The sequence below is a fragment of the Idiomarina sp. UBA3176 genome (genome assembly GCF_002364295.1).
GTDB lineage: Bacteria > Pseudomonadota > Gammaproteobacteria > Enterobacterales > Alteromonadaceae > Idiomarina > Idiomarina loihiensis.
In genome coordinates, this window is the sequence record NZ_DEXU01000014.1 from 155,944 (window position 1) to 177,203 (window position 21,260).

Sequence of the window (21,260 nt, forward strand, 5' to 3'; positions counted from 1 at the left end):
ACTTTTTGCTGATGGTAGTGTTAATCAGCTAGAGTTAGTATCTGTTATCACTTAGTACCAACAGGAATACATCATGCTACTTTCTGCGAAAGACTCTTTACTACTGATTGTTGATGCTCAGGAGAAGTTGCTGCCAGCCATCCACCAACGCGATGTGGTTACTTCTCGTATGCGCTGGCTAGGCGAAATTGCCATGCAACTGGATTTGCCTATTCTTATTACCGAACAGTATCCGAAAGGTTTAGGTTACACCGTTGATAGCCTGCAAGATATTATTGAAGCGGCGCGAGTGGTTGAAAAGACCCACTTTAGTGCGCTGCGCGACGACACCTTTCGCGACGTACTTTCTGAATACAATAAAAAGCATGTGGTTATTATGGGCATGGAAACCCACGTCTGTGTCTTGCAAACAGCAATAGAGCTTCAGGCTTCGGGTTATCAGGTCTTCTTACCCGCTGACACAGTAGGCTCGCGCCGCCCTACAGACAAGGACAGTGCCATTGAGCGCATGCGAAACGCCGGCGTTGAAATTATTACTTCAGAGATGGCGGCATTTGAATGGTTAGAGAAGTCCGGCACCGATACTTTTCGCCATATCAGCCGTAACTGGTTAAAATAACGCAAGGTATTGTTGACTCGGGTTATATTAAGCGTATACTCGAAACCGCTGAGAAAATTTCGGCTATTGATTTGAGATTTTTTACGAAGTCCTTTTTGCTGTACCTCGTTTTGTAAGTCCAAGTAATACCTAAGTTTTTTGAGCAATACATTGATTTCAACATGCACTACGAGGAATATCAGCATGTCTACTACTACTGGTAAAGTAAAATTCTTTAACGAAGCTAAAGGCTTCGGTTTCATCGAACAAGAAAACGGCGCAGACGTTTTCGTACATTTCAGCGCTATTCAGTCTGACGGTTTTAAAACTCTGGCAGAAGGCCAGCAGGTTTCTTTCACCGTAGCTCAAGGCCCTAAAGGTCCACAAGCTGAAAACGTAGTTCCTATGTAAGGAACCTTCGTTGCCCTTACGGGTATCGAACGTTTACACAAAGAATTTCAAAAACGTCGCTTTTAGCGGCGTTTTTTTATGGCTAAATGCCTACTTCGCTAAACTTTTTCTAGAAAATCACGATAACCTTACTAATATTGATGTTAATCAAACAACTTTAAGGCGCTTATGAAAAATAATGGTCCGGTAACAGGAAAGGAAAGCCGCTTTCCAGACCACTATCGGTTGATATCTTCAACCGATCTAAAAGGGGTCATCAGACACTGTAACGAAGACTTCGTTAATATTAGTGGCTATACTCGCGACGAACTAATTGGTTCACCGCACAACCTTTTGCGTCACCCCGATATGCCGGCCAGCGTTTTCGAGCATATGTGGAAAACCATTAAACGCGGCAAACCCTGGATGGGCTTAGTTAAAAACCGCTGTAAAAATGGCGACCACTATTGGGTCAGTGCTTATGTTACGCCAATAATGGAGAACGATAAGCCGGTGGGTTTCGAATCGGTGCGGGTTGCCACCTCAGATGAACTCAAAAGACGCGCACAAGGCGTTTATGACAGGCTTAACGCCGGTAAACATGCCGTTCCACTTGGCAAACGTATATGGCTAGGCTGTAAAGATTTAATACCCGTGATAGTTCCCGGTGTGATAGCCAGTGCCATTATAGCCTTACTAGGTGACCCCGTAGCGGCACTTATCACTTTAGCAGGTACGGCGGTATCAACGCTTGCTTATGGCGCCTATGTTGGCCGTATGCTGCAAGGGCTATTAACTTTGCGCACAGATGCTTTCGACTCTGAGCTGGTCGGTATGACTTACTTCAACAAGCAGGGCCGGGAAGCCAGGCTTGCGATGCAGCTTATTAGCGAAGGCGCGCGTAACCGAACCGCCTTAAGCCGAATGAAAGATGCGGTTGGCGGTCTTCTTAAAGTGACCGAAGATACATACAATCAGGCGCAGCTGAGCAGTCAGCATGTCGATAAACAAACCGCAGCGACACAGCAGACGGCAACCGCGATGAACCAAATGGCCACCGCCATTCAGGAAGTAGCCGACACAATAGAACGTAATGCGGAGCAAGCCGAATCAGCCAAAACCAACATTAACGAAAGTGTCGGGCTGGCAAGAGAAGCCAGTGAAGTTATTATCAGGTTGCATGACGCAGTAAAAGAAATAGCCAAAACGGTCGCGGAACTTGATCAATCTACCGGGGCTATCGGCGAAGCCGCCGATTTAATCTCTTCTATTGCAGACCAGACCAATTTATTAGCATTGAATGCCGCCATTGAAGCCGCTCGTGCCGGTGAACATGGCCGTGGCTTTTCCGTGGTCGCTGACGAGGTTCGCTCGCTGGCCTCAAGAACTACTCAGTCCACCGAAAGTATTCACAAAGTTATTCAGCAACTGCGCGATCGTGCCCGTAATGCTGTAGAAGTATCAAAACAGGGCGAGCAGGCAGCATCTGAAGGGGTGGAAAAAGTTCGTCTTGCGGACAGCGCGCTGGGTGAAATATCAGTGGCTATTCAGGAGATTTCTGACATGTCAGCGCAAATGGCGTCTGCTGTCGAAGAGCAAAGCGGAGTTGCAGACCATATCAGTGAACAGATTACTCAAATTGCTGATACCGCTCGCGAGACTCAGAAAACGGCTGAACAAACTCAGCACTCAAGCAACGAACTTCAAAATACCAGCAAAGAGCTGTATTCATTGATTGAGCGCTTTAACTTAAAAAGTTAATGGTTCTGCTCATCTGATACAGAAGTATCATCTTTGTGAGCGCGTCGTTTAGCGGCGCGTTCGCTTTCTTCTAAAAACTCGACGTCATCCATATCAACTTCGGGGATCTCACTGCAGACATCGCCACCTAGCTTATTAACCGCCTGGCATAGGTCAGACACTTTGTTATCCAGCACCTGCACATGATCCAACATCCGGCCTATTGCGGTTGCCACCGGGTCGGGGTTATCTGCCGAGATAGCATAAGCATCAAAACCGTATTCCTTAGCCATTTTTTTGCGTCGTTCAGTCGTTTCTTTATCAACACCAGACTGAGCCACACGCGCCGGAATGCCTACTACCGTTGTTAATTCTGGTACGTCGCGAACAACAACAGCGTTAGAACCAATGCGGGCAGACTTTCCAACCGTAATGGGACCCAGTACTTTAGCGCCGGCACCAATAACCACACCGTCTTTCAATGTCGGGTGTCGCTTACCTTTATGCCAGCTTGTACCACCAAGAGTGACACCATGGTAAAGAGTGACATCGTCACCAATTTCCGCAGTTTCACCAATAACCACACCCATACCGTGGTCGATAAAGAAGCGGCGGCCAATTTTAGCCCCGGGATGGATCTCAATACCGGTAAGCCAGCGTGAAATATTAGAGACAAAACGGGCAAGCCAATACAGTTTCCAGCCCCAGAGCTTATGGCTTACGCGATGAAACCAGGTAGCATGAAGCCCGGGGTAGTGAAATAACACTTCCATGGTATTGCGCGCAGCCGGGTCTCTTGCAAAAACGCTGGCTATATCTTCTTTTACACCTTTAAAAAACGCCATGCCGCCTCCTCAGGCCGTCGGAAATTGCTTTAATAGTTTATCAACGTCAGCAAGAATAATATCGCGCATGGACTTCTCATAGCCTTCCCGCTCGTCGTCCATTTCCTTCACTTTCTTCTTAGGAAACTTCTTACGCGATTCATGCGTTGGCATATGCTTAATTTTCTCGTACATATCGTGCATTGCTGGGTAGTCATTAGAGTAATCGTAATCGACCGCTTCAGGTCGATGATCAAGCAGTACCACAATTCTCAAGCATCCTTCAGACAGCGGGCATTGCTCCTGCTGCATGGCTTTGGCTATGGTAATAATGCTTTCATCAATACGGTCAACGCGTTTTTGCACCGCGGCTTCGCGAACTTGAGTCTGAGTGCGTAAACGCAGCACCAAAGTGGCTGCGTACCAACCCAGAGCGACAATAATCGCTATGCCTACAATGGCGATAATCCAATAGAGTTCGCTGGACATTAGCTCTCCTCGTCGTCCCATTCTTCATCGAGTTCATAACCCAGTTTGGCAATCAGCTGCTCGTAACGCTCAGATTTTTCGTCCAGGTAGCTTTGCTCTTCTGCTGTCAGAGACTCATCGTTTTCAAAGCGTTCAGCCAGTAGCTGCAGTTTGGTATCTTCCTGCAACTGCTTCAGCTCCTGTTCAGGTGTCATCACCAAAGCTATTTTACGACGACTTCCGTGCCGGGGATCTTTCTCATCCCCTTTTGTTTTGCTTTGCTGCAGAACTTTAGCCGATGAATGTCGCTGACCAGGCGCTTGTCCCTTTCCTTTTTTCTTGCCCTTGGATGCCGCATCTGTTGCGCGTGCATCTCTCGGAGTTTTAGGCTGTGCCAATGGTCCGGCCTTACGTGTCTTTTTCTGGCGAGTCATGGTCGCTCCTGAATAACAACTAATGTGGTCTATTGTAACGCAATAACGTGGATTACGTCAGTGGGGAGCAACGAATTACAAGTCTGAGATGATTTTTAGGCAAGAAAAAAGGCGATGCTTTCACATCGCCTGATTCTCCCATAAAATTGGCAGCGCACTGCAACTATGAGAATGGTTGTCACTGTTTCCGAGTTTTTATTGCGGTTTTCCGTAACCTGTCTGCTTTTTATTATTGTTATTATTTAAGTGGAGCAACCGCGAGCCTGTTGGCTTTACTCCCTGGATTATCGAGAAATAAGATAACATCTGACTTTTCGATAACCTCTCGACCTCTTGTTATTTTTTTGTGTCGAGTCAGCTGTATTTTTACAGTCTTTTTATTATTTTCTCAAGGGCTTTTAACATCTTTTTTTGTTTTTTTCTGTCTGGAAGCTCCCCGAGCGTTGTTAAGACTACTTGAACCAAATATTAATTCAATGATTTTATTGATCTAAAAAACCACTTTTTTATTACTTTTTGTTAACAAGGCACAAAAAAGCACATTGCTCATAACATTTTTCATAGCTATAAAAAAAGCGGCCGAAGCCGCTTTCCTATTCGCAAATACGAATTTAATACAAGCCACTCAAGAACTTAGACAGCAGCTCAATTTCTTCATCTGTCATTTTCTCTGTAACGCCCTGCATCATTCCATTCGGGTCGTTTGCACGCTCACCACTACGGAACATTTCTAGCTGAGACTTGGTGTATGCGGCATGCTGACCTGAAATGTCAGGAAAAGCAGCTAACCCCATACCGTTTCCACGAGGGCCGTGACAACCCGCACATGAAGGCATATTGGTTTCAGGGTTTCCACGGCGGAACAAGTCTTCACCTTTGGCAATAAGATCTTTAGGTGTTTCGCCTTTCGGTGAGTCCTTCGATGCATAAAACGCGGCAAGATCGGCCATGTCTTGCTCCGACAATGAAGCAACCTGCCCCATCATAATCGGGTTATTACGACCTTCTTCGCCGCCTGTTTCAGAGGCCAATTTAAAATCTTTCAGCTGTTTCAACAAATATTTTTCGTGCTGACCGGCCAAATGCGGATACATATCGGTCGGAGATTCACCATTGGGCCCATGGCAAGCCGCACAAACTTGCGATTTCTCTTTTCCGGCTTCAGCGTTGCCGCTTTGTGCTACTGCGATACCGGCGGTACCGAAGAAAAGTCCCAAAAAGATTGCGAATTTTTTCATGTTTGCTTCTCTTCTGTTCTGGATGGCGCCACGCGCCCCAATAAATCACCTTAAGCAGGTTGCTATTTTACACAAAACTTGTGTGGATTAAATGATTAAAACCGAATCAATTGCTAAATGATCATTGGAGATACTGTCCGGATACTTCATAATGCGCGTAGATGTTCCGTTTTTTCAATAAAAGTGACCTTAATAGTGGCAGATCAGCAATTAGATTACGCATCGGCAAAATTTGTGACCAGTGCACCAGATATCAGCAAACTGCCGCCGGACTCAGGCATTGAAGTTGCTTTCGCCGGCCGTTCTAACGCAGGGAAATCCAGTGCGTTAAACACTCTGACGCGTCAAAAAGCGTTGGCCCGCACCAGTAAAACGCCTGGACGGACTCAGTTAATTAACGTTTTTGAACTTACCACAGGTCAGCGACTGATAGATTTACCCGGCTACGGATTCGCTAAGGTTCCATTAGCTGTCAAAGAAAAGTGGCAACGCTCTTTAAGCGAGTACCTTCAGCAAAGGGACAGTTTAAAAGGCATCGTGGTATTAATGGATATTCGTCACCCTTTCCGCGAAACCGATCAGGAATTAATTTACTGGGCTGTAGACTGCGACCTGCCGGTACTGGCTTTATTAACTAAGGCTGACAAGCTCAAACAAGGCGCACGCAAATCAACCGTTTTGAAAGCCAAGCAAGCGGCAATTGCATTCAACGGCGACGTCCAGGTTGAAGCCTTTTCCTCATTGAAGCGCATAGGTGTCGAGCAAGTCGAAGAGAAACTCAACCAGTGGTATAGCAAAGAGTATGACGACGAATAACACGCCACCACTTAGTGCCTGGTTATTATTAGGGTTACTCGCATTAATTTGGGGTAGCTCTTTTTTACTGATAAAAAAAGGCTTACTGGCCTTTGGTCCAATGGAAGTTGGCGCGCTACGCATTAGCTCAGCAGGGCTTGTACTTGCCCCTTTCATTGCCCGCCGACTGAATAAAATTACCCGCAAACATTGGTTAAAGCTTGCCAGTGTCGGGCTGGTTGGCAGTCTTATTCCGGCTTTTATGTTTGCCATTGCCCAAACACAGCTGGCAAGCGGCGTTACCGGAGTTCTAAATGCGTTAACCCCTATCGCAACACTGGTTATCGGTGCGCTGTTCTTTCATCAGAAAGCGCGCATAGCACAGGTTATTGGCGTAGCCATTGGCTTGTTTGGTACTTTGCTTCTGGTTACGGCTTCGGCTAATGGCAGCTGGGACTTTAATCTGTACGCCTTGTTAGTCCTGGCCGCAACAGTTTGTTATGGCCTCAACCTGAACCTCATTAAACACAAGATCAGTGACTTATCGCCGTTAACCATTACCGGCATATCGTTGCTTATGGCTGCCGTTCCGGCAACAATCTACTTGTTTGCAGGAACGGAGTTTATTACTCAGGTTCAGCAGCCAGGCGCAATGTTGTCGCTGCTTTCTGTTCTGGCTCTGGGTATTGCAGGAACGGCAGGCGCCTTGGTTATTTTTAACCATGTCGTGCAGCTCACCAATACCGTTTTTACCAGTTCGGTCACCTACCTCATTCCCATTGTCGCTCTTATATTGGGGATACTTGATGGCGAAGACTTTTGGTTGCAGCAAGGGTTTGGAATGCTTGCCATTTTAGTTGGGGTTTGGTTCGCTAACCGCAGAGGCCGCTCCGGTCTGGCCGGCATACCGCAAAAATAGACAGAAAAAAGCCCGACTAAAAAGCCGGGCGAAAAGTAATCCAGGGAGAACAATTTTTTGAGGGAGGATTAATGCCCTCACTTGTTGTGACTAGACCCTTTATAAAAAGTTCAGACAATTCTTAAAATTAATGAGCTTCGTCCCAGTTATTGCCTTTACCAGCTTCCGCTATTAAAGGCACATCAAGGCTTGCAGCCTTTTCCATTACTTCAGTTAATTGTTCAATATAATCCGTTAATTTTGACTCTTTTATTTCAAACACCAGTTCATCGTGAACTTGCATTAGCATACGCACATCATCCTGACAGTTATTACTGTCAATCCAGTTGGCAACTTTCAGCATAGCTTTCTTAATGATATCCGCTGCAGTGCCCTGCATTGGCGCATTGATAGCTGCACGTTCCGCCCCTTTTCTACGGGCTCCGTTACTGGCTTTTATATCCGGCAAGGGTAAACGACGTCCAAACAGGGTTTTAACATAGCCCTGCTCTTTTGCCTGCTTGCGAGTATCTTCCATGTAACGCAAAACTCCAGGGAAGCGTTCAAAATACTTGTCCATATAGTGCTGAGCTTCATGACGGGCAATACCCAGTTGCCGCGCCAGCCCAAAGGCTGACATACCGTAAATTAGCCCGAAGTTCACCGCTTTTGCCTGACGCCGCTGGTCATTAGTGACTTCGTCAGCCTTACAGCCAAATACTTCGGCCGCTGTCGCACGGTGAATATCCAGACCTTCGGCAAAGGCTTTAAGCAAAGACTCATCTTGCGACAAGTGGGCCATAATACGCAGTTCAATCTGGCTGTAGTCAATAGCGACAATCTTGTAGCCTTGCTCGGGAATAAAAGCCTGACGCACTCTGCGCCCTTCAGCGGTACGGATAGGGATATTCTGCAGGTTAGGGTCTGTTGAGGACAAGCGCCCGGTTGCAGTAACCGCCTGCTGATACGAGGTGTGTACTCGTCCCGTATCGGGGTTAATCATCTTAGGTAACTTGTCGGTATAGGTTGATTTGAGCTTCGACAAGCCACGGTGCTGCAGGATCACATCCGGCAAGGGGTAGTCATGAGCCAGCTCGTGCAAAACTTCCTCAGCCGTTGACGGCGCGCCTTTTGGTGTTTTCTTCACAATTGGCAACTCAAGCTTTTCAAAGAATATGCGTTGCAGTTGTTTCGGCGAGCCCAGGTTGAACTCCTCGCCTGCAATCTCAAACGCCTTTTTCTCCAGCGCATCAAGCTTTTCCGCAATTTCCTGGCTTTGCTTACCCAGCAAGTTTGCGTCAATACGCACGCCGTACTGTTCCATATCGCACAAGACAGGCACTAACGGCACTTCAATGTCGGTAAGAACACTTTGCAGCTCGCTGCCTGTTTCTTTTACTTTATTCCAGAGCACATCATGCAATCGGTAGGTAATGTCGGCATCTTCAGCCGCGTAGGGCCCGGCCTGCTCTAAAGCAATCTGATTAAACGTTAGTTGCTTCGCACCCTTACCTGCAATGTCTTCAAAACTAATGGTTTTATGGTTCAGGTAATGAAGGCTTAAGGTATCCATATCGTGTCGCGATCCAACGCTGTTAAACACGTAGGAGGCAAGCATGGTGTCATTTAAAATTCCCGCCAGGCGAATTTTATAGCGACGCAGAATATGCGAGTCGTATTTCAGGTTTTGCCCCACTTTTTGCGGCTTTTCAGCTTCCAGTAAAGGCTTTAACTGCTCCAGTAACCAGTCCCGGCCCACCTGCTCCGGCGCTTCCATATAATCATGCCCGACAGGTATATACACAGCCTCGCCCAGCGCCATTGCTAAAGACACTCCAACCAGTTCAGCCTCCATATAATTAAGGCTGGTTGTTTCGGTATCAAAGGCAAAGTAATCGCATTTTTTCAGTTGCGTTATGTAATCGCTGACGTCTTTTTCAGTCATCAATACACGGTACGCGTCTCTGTTGATATCGCTGGTCGGTTTTTCGCCATCGGTTTCGCCCAGAGCCTGATCCGTTGCCGCTCCAGTTTCCATTAGCTCACCAAGCCACCGGCGGAATTCACAACGACTGTAGAGCTCCTGCAGTTTTTCGCTGTCTGCCGTCTGTATTTTCAACTCTTCCGGTTGTAAATCCATTGCCACATCGAGCTTTATCGTTGCCAGCTCACGCGACATCAGCAGCTGTTCTTTATATTCATTAAGCTTAGCCGGCATAGACTTCGCGCCACGGAAAGAAAGCTCAGTTACTGCATCCACATTTTCGTAAATAGCGTCAATGCTGGGAATACTTTGCAGCAGAGCCTGTGCCGTCTTTTCGCCCACTTTGGGCAGCCCGGGAATGTTGTCCGAGCTGTCACCCATAAGCGCTAAATAATCGATAATCTGATTCGGTTTAACCCCGAACTTTTTCTCAACCCCTTCAGGGTCCATTAAAGTATCGGTCATGGTGTTAATGAGCATGACATGTTCATTGACCAGCTGAGCCATGTCTTTATCGCCGGTACTAATCAGCGTAAAGCGACCTTTGTCGCCGGCCTGCCGCGCCAGCGTGCCAATAACATCATCGGCTTCAACATCGTCAATGCAAAGCAGCGGTAAACCCATAGCCTGGACAATGTCATGCAAAGGTTTGATCTGACTTCGCAAATCGTCTGGCATAGGTGGACGGTTTGCTTTGTAGTCCTGGTAAATGTCGCTACGAAAGGTTTTGCCTTTGGCATCAAAAACTACCGCCATATGGCTGGGTTTATAGCGCTTTAACAGGCTTCGAAGCATATTAACGACGCCATAAATAGCTCCGGTCGGTTCACCTTTTGAGTTGGTTAAATGCGGCGGCGCATGAAAAGCGCGAAACAAATAAGAAGAACCATCGACAAGGATAAAAGGATTTTCTGGAACAGATGTGGCCATAGTTAAGAACCTAAATTAAGCGTTACCTATAGGATGCCACAGAACGGCAATTCAGGCCACTGAACAGAGTGTGCATAACCTGTTAATAACTCTGTTAACAACGGTTCATGCCACAGCCGGAAGTTTAAATTTCCCCGTGTCCAAAATTTACTTAAGTTATTGATAGTATGGGATTTAAAACGGCAGGTTTCCCGAAATACCTAGTACTTTTTATTATTATGTTTCACTGTGGAAACTATTCTGCTCTTGTCCTTAAATGGAAGGAAATGCCTCAAAAGCAGGTCAGACAGATTACCATAAAATCAGCAATGATCTACTGACAAATTCAGTTTTTTTATAACCTTTTGTTCCTCATTTTTCTTTACTTATAAAAAGCAAAGAAAACCCCTTTTCAATCAATCAACTAGGAGTTCGCATTTCAGCCATAACAAATGCAGTATCGGGGCGTTCGCCTCCCATCCAAAGTTGGTAAGAGGACGCTGCCTGCTCAATCAACATGCCAAATCCATCGCTGACATTTTTACAGCCGGCCTGCGTCAGTTGCTCCATAAATACCGTTGGTTGGTCGGCATACATTAAGTCATAGCCAGAGGCATTTTCGGATAGCAGCGGAGGGAGCGTTAAACGCTGTCCATTCAAACTGCTGCTGGTGGCGTTAATTAACAGATCTATGGGTTCGTCAATTTCAGACGCAGAGGAACGTACCTGAATTCGGTTCGCTGCAACCAGCCCCAGTGTCTCTAGCTGAGATTTAAGTATTTCAGCTTTCTTTGCCGTTCGATTAACCAAATACAGACATCGCGGGTTTTGCTCCAGCAGAAGAGGTATTATTCCCCGCGCGGAGCCTCCGGCACCAAAAACAACAAGTGAGTGCTCACTTACTTCAAGGCCTTTATTTTTAAGGTCAATAATTAAACCTTCGCCATCAGTATTATCACCTAGTAGCTGACCATTGCCATAAGGAATTAAGGTGTTCACCGCCCCCGCTAACCGCGCACGATCGGACAGTTTAGTAACCAAGGATGCAGCCTGCTGTTTGAATGGCAAGGTGACATTGGCACCCTGCCCGCCATGGCGGAAAAATTCAGCAACCCGTAGGGGAAAATGCCCAGGCGTGGATAAATAGCGTTGATAGTTAATTGAGTCTTGCCGAGTCTGCGCAAACAACGCATGAATACGCGGAGACAGGCTATGCGCTATGGGATTCCCGAATACGCCCAGGCTGGTCACGGATTTCATACTGACAGCCAGTCTCTGGGTTTTAAATAATACTCGGTAAGCTGCTCTTCCGCAGAGCCCGGCTGAGCTTGCCAGTCGTATTCCCAACGCGCCAGCGGCGGCATCGACATTAAAATAGACTCCGTTCTGCCACCGGTTTGCAGACCAAACAAAGTTCCCCTATCCCAGACCAGATTAAATTCCACATAACGCCCGCGGCGATATAACTGGAAGTCTCTTTGTTGCTGAGTATAAGCCAGGTTTTTGCGGCGTTCGACAATAGGCAAATAAGCTTTGGTGAAAGCATCACCGACCGCTTTTATCACCGAAAAGCTCTCGTCAAATGAACGGTCGTTAAGGTCATCAAAAAATATACCACCTACACCGCGCGCTTCGTCGCGATGCTTAAGGAAAAAGTAATCGTCGCACCAGGCTTTATACTCCGGATAGAGCTTTTCATCGACGCTATCGAGCGCGTTTTTCGCCTGTTGATGCCATTCAATAATGTCTTGATCAAAAGGATAAAACGGCGTTAAATCGAAGCCACCGCCAAACCACCAAACCGGTTCTTCACCTTCTTTTTGCGCAATAAAAAAACGCACATTCATATGGACCGTCGGTACCATAGGATTTTCCGGGTGCATTACCAGAGAAACACCACAGGCATTGAAGTCGCGACCTTCCAGCTCTGGTCGGTGTGCCGTTGCCGAGGCAGGCATTTTCTCACCGTACACGTGCGAAAAGCCCACACCACCCTGTTCAAAAACCGCACCGTTTTTTATGATCCTCGAGCGACCACCTCCGCCTCCCGGCCGGTCCCAGCTGTCTTCCTGAAAGATCTGCTCACCGTCCGCCTGCGCCAACTGCTGACAAATAGCATCCTGCAACGACATCAGGTAGCTTTTTACCTGCTTCAAGTAATCATTATGCATCGTCTCTGAGAACCTGATTATTTAATGGGTTTATGATTCGAGTCGGGTTCGCAGCTCCACCGGTGCTTTCATCCATTATCCAGTCCACACTGTCACCAAATTGCTGACGAACTTCTGCCGCAGTTCGGGCGGGTTCCTGCCCGGTTAAATTGGCGCTGGTAGAGACTAACGCGTGGCCCAGTTCGCGGCACAACGCTCTGGCAGGTTCATGTGCAGTCACTCGCACAGCAATGGTATTGCGGCCGCCCGTCAATAAGGTTGATACGCCCTTTCTTACCGGCAGAATCAATGTAACCGGCCCCGGCCAATGTGACAAAACGCTGAATCGTTTGTCCTGCGCAATAGCGGAGTCTTCAACATAGGGAAGTAACTGACTGTAATCGGCGGCAATTAATATAAGACCTTTCTCGGCAGGTCGCTGTTTCAGGCTTAATAGCCTCTGAACAGCAACCTCATTGCGGGGGTCGCATCCCAGTCCAAATACCGCCTCTGTCGGATAGGCAATAATGCCCGTTTTTATAGCGCTGTGCGCTGCTTCCCATGTATCTGCCATAATCACTCCTCAACTCAATGAGTCGGATTATAACGCGTCCGACTTATAGTCGCATTGCTTTTGCGGGCAGACTTTGCGAATTCCGGCGGCGGTTTTCTTTTTCACCAGCAGTGGGTACCGGCATTTGGGACAGGTTTCATCGACCGGAGGCTGATTCACGGTAAATTCACATTTCGGGTATTGGTCGCAAGCGTAGAATACGGTACCGCGCCGCGATGTTTTTTGGTGTAACTGGCCTTTGCCGCATTCCGGGCAGCGAATCGTCTCTTCTTCCTCAACGTTAGGTTCAGTAACGAACTCGCATTCAGGAAAACCGCTACAGCCAACAAATAAGCCATAACGACCACTCTTTAACTGCAGTTCCTGGCCACACTCAGGACAAGGAACACCGAGATCTTCGGGCTCAATTTCAGATTGCTCCCGAAGGCCTCGTTTATAATCGCAGTCCGGGTAACCGGTACAGCCTAAAAAGCTGTTATGCCCAACATGTTTAATAACCAGTGGTCGCTCACAACGGGGGCAGCGCTCATCTGATGACATTAATGCAGGGGTCCTTCAGCTTCCTCAAACAGCAAACCTTCCATTTGGTCGTACGCAGCTTCCTGGCCCGGAACATTAAACAGCACCATGAGTACAACCCATTTCAGGTCATCCAGAGTAAAGTTCGGCGTTTCCAGTTCCATCACACGGTCAATGACTACTTCTCGTGTAGCAAAATCAAGCACACCCAGGTTTTCCAGGTACATCAGAAAACCCCGGCTCTGGCTGTCCAAACGAGTCATCTCTGCCGCGGTATAAATACGGGTAGACTGCTGCGGAGCAACATCCAGATAAGACTTGGTTTCCATTTGCTGCAAATCGGCCAGGCGTTCTAACCACGCCAAAGCCTTCTGGATTTCCTGGTGACGGAAACCAGCCCGGGTAAGTTCATTGGTTAACTCATCGTGATCAACTACAACTTCCATTTCCGAATGAATGTAGTTTTCAAACAAGTACATGAGGATATCAAACATACTTTAGCGCCTCCCCACTTTGATATAACCGCCTGGTACGGCTGCCACTAGCCCTTCTAATTCGAGTAACACTACTTTCTCCATGACTTCAGCAACCTCGAGTCCGGACAATTGTACCATGTCATCAATTGTTCGTGGCTCTGAACTCAGACTAGCGAACAATCGATTGTTTGCCAAGCTTTCATCGCGACATTCGGTATCACCTTCTATGGCAACCTCAGTATCGTCAACCGAGAACCAGTCAAGAATGTCCTGCGGCGTATTAATTAACTTAGCGCCCTGTTGAATTAACCAGTGGCAGCCCTGATGCTCAGGCAACAACACCGATCCCGGAACAGCTCCAACTTCACGCCCTTCGTTCAAAGCGTGTATTGCCGTTGAAAGCGAACCGCTTTTGCGCGCCGCTTCAACCACCACCACGGCCTGACTGATACCACTAATAATACGGTTACGGCGGGGAAAATGATCGATTCGCGCGGTTTGCCCGGGCGGAAATTCGGAAATCAGCAACCCCTGATGTGCAATAAAGTCCTGTAAGGCTTTGTTTCTTCTGGGGTAGTACTGGTCGATACCAGTACCTAAAACCGCTATGGTTTTTCCTTTATCGGCTGCGGTTTTATGTGCTTGAGCGTCAATGCCCATCGCCAGACCGCTAACCACCACAACACCCGCCGCAACTAAGCGCTCGCTAAACCAGTCAGCAATTTGTAAACCACTGTGAGTGGCTTTGCGGCTGCCAACAATAGCCACACTAACTCCTTGCAAAAGCTCTTTACGACCCCGGTAATAAAGTAACCAGGGCGGATTAGCTATGGCTTTTAACGCAGTTGGATAATCTTCACTAAAGTAAGAAATAACGCCCTGATAGTCACTACGACACCAATTTTCAGCTGCATTTAACCAACGCGCCTCGACCGGTTTTAGCGATTGCCCCCATCGTTCAAAAATGGCATCCCAGCTGGTACATTCCCGAGCAGCTTTCTGTACCTTGTTTGATGCGCGTGTCATCCCCATTAATACACATAGTTCCTGTGTGTTCACAGACTGTCCTTGACCTACCAATTTAAGGTAAACTAAGGGTAGATGAAGAATTGGAGGTTCTAATGGCAAAAATGACGGTTCTGCAATATCCGGACGAACGTTTGCGCAAAGTCGCACAGAAGATTGAAAAGGTAGATGACAATATCCGCTCGGTTATCGACGATATGTTTGAAACCATGTACGAAGAACAAGGCGTAGGCCTTGCGGCAACTCAGGTTGACGTGCACAGACGGCTGTTTGTTTCTGATTGCAGCGAAGATCAAAACGAACCGCTGGTGTTCATTAACCCGGAAATTACCGAAGCAGAAGGCCACTTTAAGAACGATGAAGGCTGTCTGTCGTTTCCCGGCGTTTACGCCAAAGTTGAACGCGCTGAGAAAATTACCGTTACGGCACTGGATAAAAACGGTGAGCGTTTCAGTCGTTCTGCTGAAGGGCTACTGGCCATTTGTATTCAGCATGAGATTGACCACTTAGACGGTAAACTCTTTGTTGATTATTTATCGCCGCTGAAACGCGAGCGTATTCGCAAAAAGCTTGAGAAAGAGCAACGTTTAGCCGAGAAGCAAGCGGCGGAAGCACAATAATGCGAATTGTCTTTGCCGGTACTCCGGACTTTGCAGCGCAACACTTACAGCAACTGCTTGATGGATCTCATCAGGTAGTGGGTGTTTATACCCAGCCCGACAGGCCTGCAGGACGAGGCAAAAAGCCACAACCCAGTGCAGTTAAGAAGCTTGCGTTCGAACATCAGCTTCCTGTTTATCAGCCCGAGTCCCTAAAATCAGAAGAGGATCAGACTGCACTAGCCGAGCTAAAACCTGACGTCATGGTTGTGGTGGCTTACGGCTTACTGCTTCCGCAGGCAGTATTAGATATTCCTACGAAAGGCTGCCTGAACGTGCACGGTTCTTTGTTACCCCGCTGGCGAGGTGCCGCTCCAATTCAACGCGCGATATGGGCTGGCGACTTAGAATCCGGTGTCTGCATTATGCAAATGGAAGCCGGCCTGGATACCGGTCCGGTGCTGCACGAAGAGCGCTGCGCCATCAGTCCGGACGAAACCTCGGCTTCGCTTTATCACAAGCTTGAAAGCCTGGGGCCTGAGGCGTTAACTAAAGTATTGCAAGATCTCGACGGCTATCAGAGCCAGGCTAAGCCGCAAAGTGACGCCAATGCCACTTATGCGAAAAAGCTGACCAAGCAGGAAGGTAAAATAGACTGGACACAACCGGCGGCCTTTATCGAACGCTGCGTACGAGCGTTTAACCCCTGGCCAATGAGCTGGTGCCAGTCAGAACATTTAAAAGCCGGACAGAACACAGTAAAAATTCACGCAGCTGAACTTATTCAGGGTGCCAGCAATAAAGGCCCGGGCACGATTATTAATAGCACCCACGAAGGTATCGACATAGTGACCGGGGACGGTATTTTACGTATCACTCAGGCGCAGATGCCGGGGAAAAAGGCTCAGCCAGCCAGTACATTGGTTAACGGCTATAGCAATGTCTTTAGCCCGGGACTGGAATTACAATGAGCCAGCCAAAACAATCAGAAAGCAGTGGCCAGGGAGCAAATAGCCGGGCCGCCGCTGCAACCGCCCTCTTTCATGTATTAGAGAAAGGCGAATCGCTTTCCGCCGCCTTACCCCACGCCACCGGCAAGCTCTCCGACGCGGACAAACGTCTTGCCAGTGCAATTAGCTATGGTGTTTTAAGGGTTCTGCCCAGCCTTAACAAGCTGGTTGGCGCTAAACTGGATAAGCCACTTAAAGGTAAGCTTAAAGTATTGCACTACTTGCTACTGGTAGGTGCCTATCAGCTTTATTGTCTTCGTATTAAAGACCACGCTGCCGTTAGCGCCACAGTAGAAGCGGCGCGTATTCTGGGCAAACGTAATCACAAAGGCCTGGTAAACGGTATACTGCGCCAATTACTGCGCGAAGCACCAATCGCAGATGAGTCACAGCAGCGCGATCTTCCTGTTGACGCGATGCAAAATCATCCGCGCTGGTTGTTTGATGCGATTCAGGCAGACCACCCACAACAAGCCAGCAACATTCTTTTAGAGAACAACGCACACCCACCCATGTGGTTACGCGTGAACCGTCGTTTTTTCAATCGCGATGACTATTTAAGACAACTGGAAGACAGTGGTATTGCTGCCGAAGGCGACACTCTGGCTGACGATGCTATTCGGCTGCATTCACCTGTTCCGGTTGAAAGGCTTCCGGGATTTGACCGGGGCCACGCATCGGTGCAGGACCGCTCGGCGCAGCTGGCTGCGGATTACCTGAACGTAAAAGCGTCCCACCGCGCACTCGATTGTTGCGCCGCTCCGGGAGGCAAACTGCTACATTTGCTAGAGCGAAACGACTTTGAACAACCGGTTCAGGCTATTGATATTGATGCTAAACGCCTTGAGCGAGTGGACGAAAACCTGGAGCGCGCCGGTTTAAGTACCATAGTTCATTGCGCCGATGTTGCTGCAACTGGTGACTGGTGGGACGGCGAGCAGTTTGACCGCATACTTTTGGATGCCCCATGTTCTGCAACAGGCGTAATACGCCGCCACCCTGATATTAAATGGCTGCGTCGCGCTGAGGACATTAATGAGCTCGCACAATTGCAAAACCAAATACTAAATTCGCTTTGGCCTTTACTTAAAAACGGCGGAGAGCTGCTTTACGCAACCTGCTCTATTCTAAGCCAGGAAAACCAAACTCAAATTGAGTCTTTTCTAAAACAGCAATCGAGTGCTAGTCTGATACCTATTGATGAAAAGCAGAAAACTCTGCAACTGCTCCCGGGTGAACATAACGGGGATGGTTTCTTTTACGCGAGATTGAAAAAAGTCGAATGAAAATTATCATACTCGGTGTTGGCCAGGTTGGCGGCACATTAGCAGAAAACCTGGTTGGCGAACGTAACGATATCACCATAGTTGATACCAACAACGATTTACTGGACGATTTGCAGGATAAGTATGACCTGCGGGTCGTCGTTGGTAACGGAGCGCACCCTGATGTTTTACGTCGCGCGGGTGCCGACGATGCGGACTTGCTTATTGCAGTAACCAGCAGCGACGAAACTAATATGATTGCCTGTCAGGTTGCTTACTCGATATTTAATACGCCAAAGAAAATAGCCAGAATTCGCTCTGAAGAATACATCCGCTATAAAGATCAGCTTTTTCATAATCAGGATGCCCCAGTTGACCACATTATTTCACCGGAACAACTGGTAACCAGCTATATTCGCCGACTTATTGATTACCCCGGCGCACTGCAAGTGATGGAGTTCGCCAACGGACGAGCCAGCCTGGTCGCAGTAAAGGCCTACTACGGCGGGAAGCTCGTTGGCCATGCTATCTCAACACTGCGGGAACATATTCCCAATATCGACACCCGGGTTGCGGCTATTTATCGTCAGGGTAAGCCTATACGCCCTACCGGAACCACAATCATCGAAGCCGATGATGAAGTTTTCTTCATTGCCGACACCCGCCACATTAGTACCGTAATGCAGGAACTGCAAAAGCTGGAAGACAAATACCGCAGAATAATGATTGTTGGTGGCGGCAACATTGGTGCCGGCCTGGCGAAACAACTGGAAGTTGATCATCGGGTTAAGCTAGTAGAGCGTTCAGAAACCCGCGCGGAAGAGCTTTCGCAAAGCCTTGAGCATACCTTAATTTTCCGTGGTGACGCGTCCGACCAAAAGTTGCTGGAAGAAGAGCACGTTGAAGACATCGACGTGTTTATTGCGGTTACCAACGACGACGAAGCGAACATTATGTCAGCCATGCTGGCTAAACGTATGGGCGCCCGTAAAACTATGGTGCTCATTCAGCGTAGCGCCTATGTTGACTTGGTGCAGGGAGGCGAAATTGATATTGCCATTTCACCGCAACGTGCGACTGTTTCAGCTCTACTAACTCACGTACGCCGTGGCGATATTGTTAACGTTTACTCACTACGAAAAGGTGCCGCCGAAGCTATTGAGGCAATTGCACATGGTGATGAAGACACGTCCCGAGTGGTGGGTAAAGCCATTAAAGATATCAAGCTTCCGCCGGGAACCACCATTGGTGCGGTTGTCCGGGGACAAGAAGTGCTTATGGCGCACAGTGAAACCATCATTCACTCCGACGACCACGTGATTCTTTTCTTGCTGGATAAAAAGTACATTGATCAGGTTGAAAAAGTCTTCCAGCCAAGTGCTATGTTCTTTTAGTCCAGTTCTTTCAACTGCACCCGGCCACGGGTGGCAGCTTGTAGCTTCTTCTGCAGCGCCCCAACATTCACGGGGCGTAGCAACACCTTAAGCCGCACACTTTCCTCGTACTCCGAAGATTCCGTTTCAGCATTGGCCTCAAGCAAAAGCGGTTCAACATCGCCCTGGTCAGTATAAGCAAAGTTTAACTGAAAGCATTGTTTAAAAACCCTTTGCTCTTTTTCAAGCTCAGCTAATGCGGCGACTGTCGCGTCGGTATAGGCTCGCTGAAGTCCGCCCGTTCCCAATTTCACCCCACCAAAATATCGCACGACTATAGCGGTAACCTCGCCGACGCCGCTATTTTGTAGCGCCATAAGCATAGGTCGCCCCGCTGTTCCCGAGGGTTCTCCGTCGTCGCTGTAGGCCATACTCTGGCTGTTATTAGGTGCTGAAAAAAGCGACGCAGAGCAATAGTGAGAGGCCTTAGGCCAGCGCTTTTTTATCACGGCCAGAAACTCTGATGCGCTGTCGACGTTTGCTGTATGTGCCAGGCACGCAATAAAGCGGCTGCCTTTAACCTCTATTTCGACTTCCGTTTCCGAAGCCGGAATGTCGTAATCCTGATCATGCAAGACGGGTAACCTTTTTCACGTAAGCATCTAATGTGGTTCGGCGTGTAAGGTTATCATTTCGCTCGCGGTAAACCACAATATTATCCTCGATTCGCACTCCACCAAAGGGTTTAAACTCATCCACTCTGCGCCAGTTAATTAAATGCTTATTGCGTGAATTCGCTAATTTCTGCAGCAAAGGCTCAATAAAGTAGATTCCGGGTTCAATGGTATAAACCTGTCGGGGCTCTACGGTACGAGTGGTTTTTAGCGTAAGGTGACCACTGGGTGGCGCTATCGGCGTGCCTCTTTCATCAGCCTGCGCAGCACCAACGTCGTGTACCTGCAAGCCCAAGGGGTGCCCTAAGCCATGCGGAAGAAATACCGTGGTTATTCCGTCTTCAATCATTTGTTCAGGACTGCAACTGACAAAACCAAAAGCAAAAAGCACATTAGCAATTTGTTCATGAGCCAACTGGTGCAGCGCCGGGAATTCAACGCCCGGCTTCATTTTATCAATTAAAGCCAATGTAATTTGGTCAAGTGCAGCTATCAGCTCTTCGTATTCATTATGTTGTTTAGACCAGGTACGGCTAATGTCGGCGGCATAACCACAAACCTCAGCACCCGCATCAACCAACATCGACTTAAGCGAGCCTGAAGCTTTTTTATCAGGCATCCAGTGATGCAAAACACTGGCGTTTTCATTTTGTCCAATAATGTGATTATAAGGCACTTCGTTCTGCCCTTGCCGAGTAGCCGCCATATATTTCAGCAGACAATCAAACTCCGACTCACCGTTAAAAAAGGCGTCAGCGGCCGCAATATGGCCTTCAGCCGCAATATGGTTTGCCTGGGTCAAACAGGCAATTTCATAGTCGGTTTTAAACAAGCGATGATAATGAAAAAAGTGAAGAACAGGATCTGGGTTTATATTCTCAAAACCCAGAGCCTTGGCAACCTCAATATGTTCACCAAGGTAAGCCGCGCTTTTCTTATCGTAAGGAAGTAGTTTTTCAATGGCCTCTGGTGAACTGATGTGTTCCACGTGGAACTCTTCTAACCAAGGAGCTCCCTCGAGGCTTGCTGTCGTGTGCCAAAAATCTGGAGAACTTAATAGAACTAAGGTTGGCCGGGTGTTCGGCTTTAAAATAACCCAGGCATTAGCCAACTGAGTTTCCGGACACCAAGCCTTAAAGTGAGGGTTCGCACGAAACGGATAGTTCATATCATCCAAAAACCAACGTTTTTGCTGGCCCGAATGAATGGCAACTAAATCTAAATTTTCTCGTTTAAAAAGTCGTTCAGCACGAGTCTGAAGCTGCTTTATATGGTCAGGAAACAACGGCCACAAATCTGCTGTCGCAGTCATATTG

At 47.9% G+C, this 21,260-nt stretch carries 22 protein-coding genes; 9 read left to right on the forward strand and 13 right to left on the reverse strand.

Annotated features, from left to right (window positions below; genetic code table 11):
• Window positions 1-73 precede the first annotated feature (73 nt).
• From B2U97_RS05615 to B2U97_RS05625, 3 genes are all read left to right on the forward strand, one after another.
• Window positions 74-619, forward strand: coding sequence for a hydrolase (locus tag B2U97_RS05615; RefSeq protein ID WP_034819335.1), 546 nt, complete (start codon window positions 74-76; stop codon window positions 617-619).
• Window positions 620-802: 183 nt separating this feature from the next.
• Window positions 803-1,009, forward strand: a complete 207-nt coding sequence (locus B2U97_RS05620) for a cold-shock protein (RefSeq protein WP_011233297.1) — start codon at window positions 803-805, stop codon at window positions 1,007-1,009.
• A gap of 168 nt (window positions 1,010-1,177) precedes the next feature.
• Window positions 1,178-2,749: a methyl-accepting chemotaxis protein gene (locus tag B2U97_RS05625; protein WP_286823865.1), complete on the forward strand. Its 1,572-nt coding sequence runs from the start codon at window positions 1,178-1,180 to the stop codon at window positions 2,747-2,749.
• Here the strand turns inward: B2U97_RS05625 and cysE are convergent.
• The 4 genes from cysE to B2U97_RS05645 all read right to left on the reverse strand — a co-directional run bounded on the left by cysE (window position 2,746) and on the right by B2U97_RS05645 (window position 5,692).
• Complete coding sequence (gene cysE, locus B2U97_RS05630) at window positions 2,746-3,573, reverse strand: serine O-acetyltransferase (RefSeq protein ID WP_286830329.1); 828 nt, start codon at window positions 3,571-3,573, stop codon at window positions 2,746-2,748. The genes B2U97_RS05625 and cysE overlap by 4 nt on opposite strands.
• 9 nt (window positions 3,574-3,582) lie before the next feature.
• On the reverse strand, window positions 3,583-4,041 hold the full coding sequence (locus B2U97_RS05635; RefSeq protein WP_286823864.1) for a DUF2489 domain-containing protein: 459 nt from the start codon (window positions 4,039-4,041) through the stop codon (window positions 3,583-3,585).
• Window positions 4,041-4,454, reverse strand: a complete 414-nt coding sequence (locus B2U97_RS05640) for a GTPase-activating protein (RefSeq protein ID WP_034819346.1) — start codon at window positions 4,452-4,454, stop codon at window positions 4,041-4,043. The genes B2U97_RS05635 and B2U97_RS05640 overlap by 1 nt, the downstream gene beginning before the upstream one ends.
• A 611-nt stretch (window positions 4,455-5,065) precedes the next feature.
• The gene (locus B2U97_RS05645; protein WP_286823863.1) at window positions 5,066-5,692 is read right to left on the reverse strand and encodes a c-type cytochrome; all 627 of its coding nucleotides are present in this window, start codon (window positions 5,690-5,692) and stop codon (window positions 5,066-5,068) included.
• Window positions 5,693-5,887: 195 nt separating this feature from the next.
• Here B2U97_RS05645 and yihA point away from each other — a divergent pair, with 195 nt between their 5' ends.
• On the forward strand, window positions 5,888-6,508 hold the full coding sequence (gene yihA, locus B2U97_RS05650) for a ribosome biogenesis GTP-binding protein YihA/YsxC (RefSeq protein ID WP_011233291.1): 621 nt from the start codon (window positions 5,888-5,890) through the stop codon (window positions 6,506-6,508).
• Window positions 6,495-7,406 carry a DMT family transporter gene (locus B2U97_RS05655; protein ID WP_286823862.1) on the forward strand — a complete coding sequence of 304 codons (912 nt, stop codon included), beginning with the start codon at window positions 6,495-6,497 and terminating at the stop codon, window positions 7,404-7,406. Before yihA ends, B2U97_RS05655 begins: the two co-directional genes overlap by 14 nt.
• Before the next feature lie 127 nt (window positions 7,407-7,533).
• On the opposite strand, the gene polA is transcribed toward B2U97_RS05655, so the two are convergent.
• The 7 genes from polA to dprA form a co-directional block, all read right to left on the reverse strand.
• Window positions 7,534-10,299, reverse strand: a complete 2,766-nt coding sequence (polA, locus tag B2U97_RS05660) for a DNA polymerase I (protein ID WP_286823861.1) — start codon at window positions 10,297-10,299, stop codon at window positions 7,534-7,536.
• Window positions 10,300-10,698: 399 nt separating this feature from the next.
• Window positions 10,699-11,538 carry a shikimate dehydrogenase gene (gene aroE, locus B2U97_RS05665; protein WP_286823859.1) on the reverse strand — a complete coding sequence of 280 codons (840 nt, stop codon included), beginning with the start codon at window positions 11,536-11,538 and terminating at the stop codon, window positions 10,699-10,701.
• Complete coding sequence (gene hemF, locus B2U97_RS05670) at window positions 11,535-12,449, reverse strand: oxygen-dependent coproporphyrinogen oxidase (RefSeq protein WP_286823857.1); 915 nt, start codon at window positions 12,447-12,449, stop codon at window positions 11,535-11,537. Before hemF ends, aroE begins: the two co-directional genes overlap by 4 nt.
• On the reverse strand, window positions 12,442-13,002 hold the full coding sequence (locus B2U97_RS05675; RefSeq protein WP_286823855.1) for an L-threonylcarbamoyladenylate synthase: 561 nt from the start codon (window positions 13,000-13,002) through the stop codon (window positions 12,442-12,444). Before B2U97_RS05675 ends, hemF begins: the two co-directional genes overlap by 8 nt.
• 27 nt (window positions 13,003-13,029) lie before the next feature.
• Window positions 13,030-13,542: a DNA topoisomerase family protein gene (locus B2U97_RS05680; protein WP_011233285.1), complete on the reverse strand. Its 513-nt coding sequence runs from the start codon at window positions 13,540-13,542 to the stop codon at window positions 13,030-13,032.
• Window positions 13,542-14,015, reverse strand: a complete 474-nt coding sequence (locus B2U97_RS05685) for a DUF494 family protein (RefSeq protein WP_011233284.1) — start codon at window positions 14,013-14,015, stop codon at window positions 13,542-13,544. The genes B2U97_RS05680 and B2U97_RS05685 overlap by 1 nt, the downstream gene beginning before the upstream one ends.
• 3 nt (window positions 14,016-14,018) lie before the next feature.
• Window positions 14,019-15,056, reverse strand: coding sequence for a DNA-processing protein DprA (dprA, locus tag B2U97_RS05690; protein ID WP_227016336.1), 1,038 nt, complete (start codon window positions 15,054-15,056; stop codon window positions 14,019-14,021).
• 62 nt (window positions 15,057-15,118) lie between these two features.
• Here dprA and def point away from each other — a divergent pair, with 62 nt between their 5' ends.
• From def to trkA, 4 genes are read left to right on the forward strand one after another with little or no spacing between them, the layout of a single operon-like run.
• Window positions 15,119-15,643 (forward strand): peptide deformylase, encoded by a 525-nt coding sequence (def, locus tag B2U97_RS05695; protein ID WP_153849346.1) that lies wholly within the window; start codon window positions 15,119-15,121, stop codon window positions 15,641-15,643.
• Entirely contained in the window at window positions 15,643-16,593 is a 951-nt protein-coding gene (gene fmt, locus B2U97_RS05700; RefSeq protein WP_286823847.1) for a methionyl-tRNA formyltransferase, read from the forward strand. Before def ends, fmt begins: the two co-directional genes overlap by 1 nt.
• Window positions 16,590-17,918 carry a 16S rRNA (cytosine(967)-C(5))-methyltransferase RsmB gene (gene rsmB, locus B2U97_RS05705; protein ID WP_286823845.1) on the forward strand — a complete coding sequence of 443 codons (1,329 nt, stop codon included), beginning with the start codon at window positions 16,590-16,592 and terminating at the stop codon, window positions 17,916-17,918. The genes fmt and rsmB overlap by 4 nt, the downstream gene beginning before the upstream one ends.
• Complete coding sequence (trkA, locus tag B2U97_RS05710; RefSeq protein ID WP_286823843.1) at window positions 17,915-19,291, forward strand: Trk system potassium transporter TrkA; 1,377 nt, start codon at window positions 17,915-17,917, stop codon at window positions 19,289-19,291. The genes rsmB and trkA overlap by 4 nt, the downstream gene beginning before the upstream one ends.
• On the opposite strand, the gene B2U97_RS05715 is transcribed toward trkA, so the two are convergent.
• Both B2U97_RS05715 and pepQ read right to left on the reverse strand, forming a co-directional pair.
• On the reverse strand, window positions 19,288-19,905 hold the full coding sequence (locus B2U97_RS05715; protein WP_286823841.1) for a YigZ family protein: 618 nt from the start codon (window positions 19,903-19,905) through the stop codon (window positions 19,288-19,290). The genes trkA and B2U97_RS05715 overlap by 4 nt on opposite strands.
• Window positions 19,898-21,256, reverse strand: coding sequence for a Xaa-Pro dipeptidase (pepQ, locus tag B2U97_RS05720; RefSeq protein ID WP_286823839.1), 1,359 nt, complete (start codon window positions 21,254-21,256; stop codon window positions 19,898-19,900). The genes B2U97_RS05715 and pepQ overlap by 8 nt, the downstream gene beginning before the upstream one ends.
• Window positions 21,257-21,260: the final 4 nt, after the last annotated feature.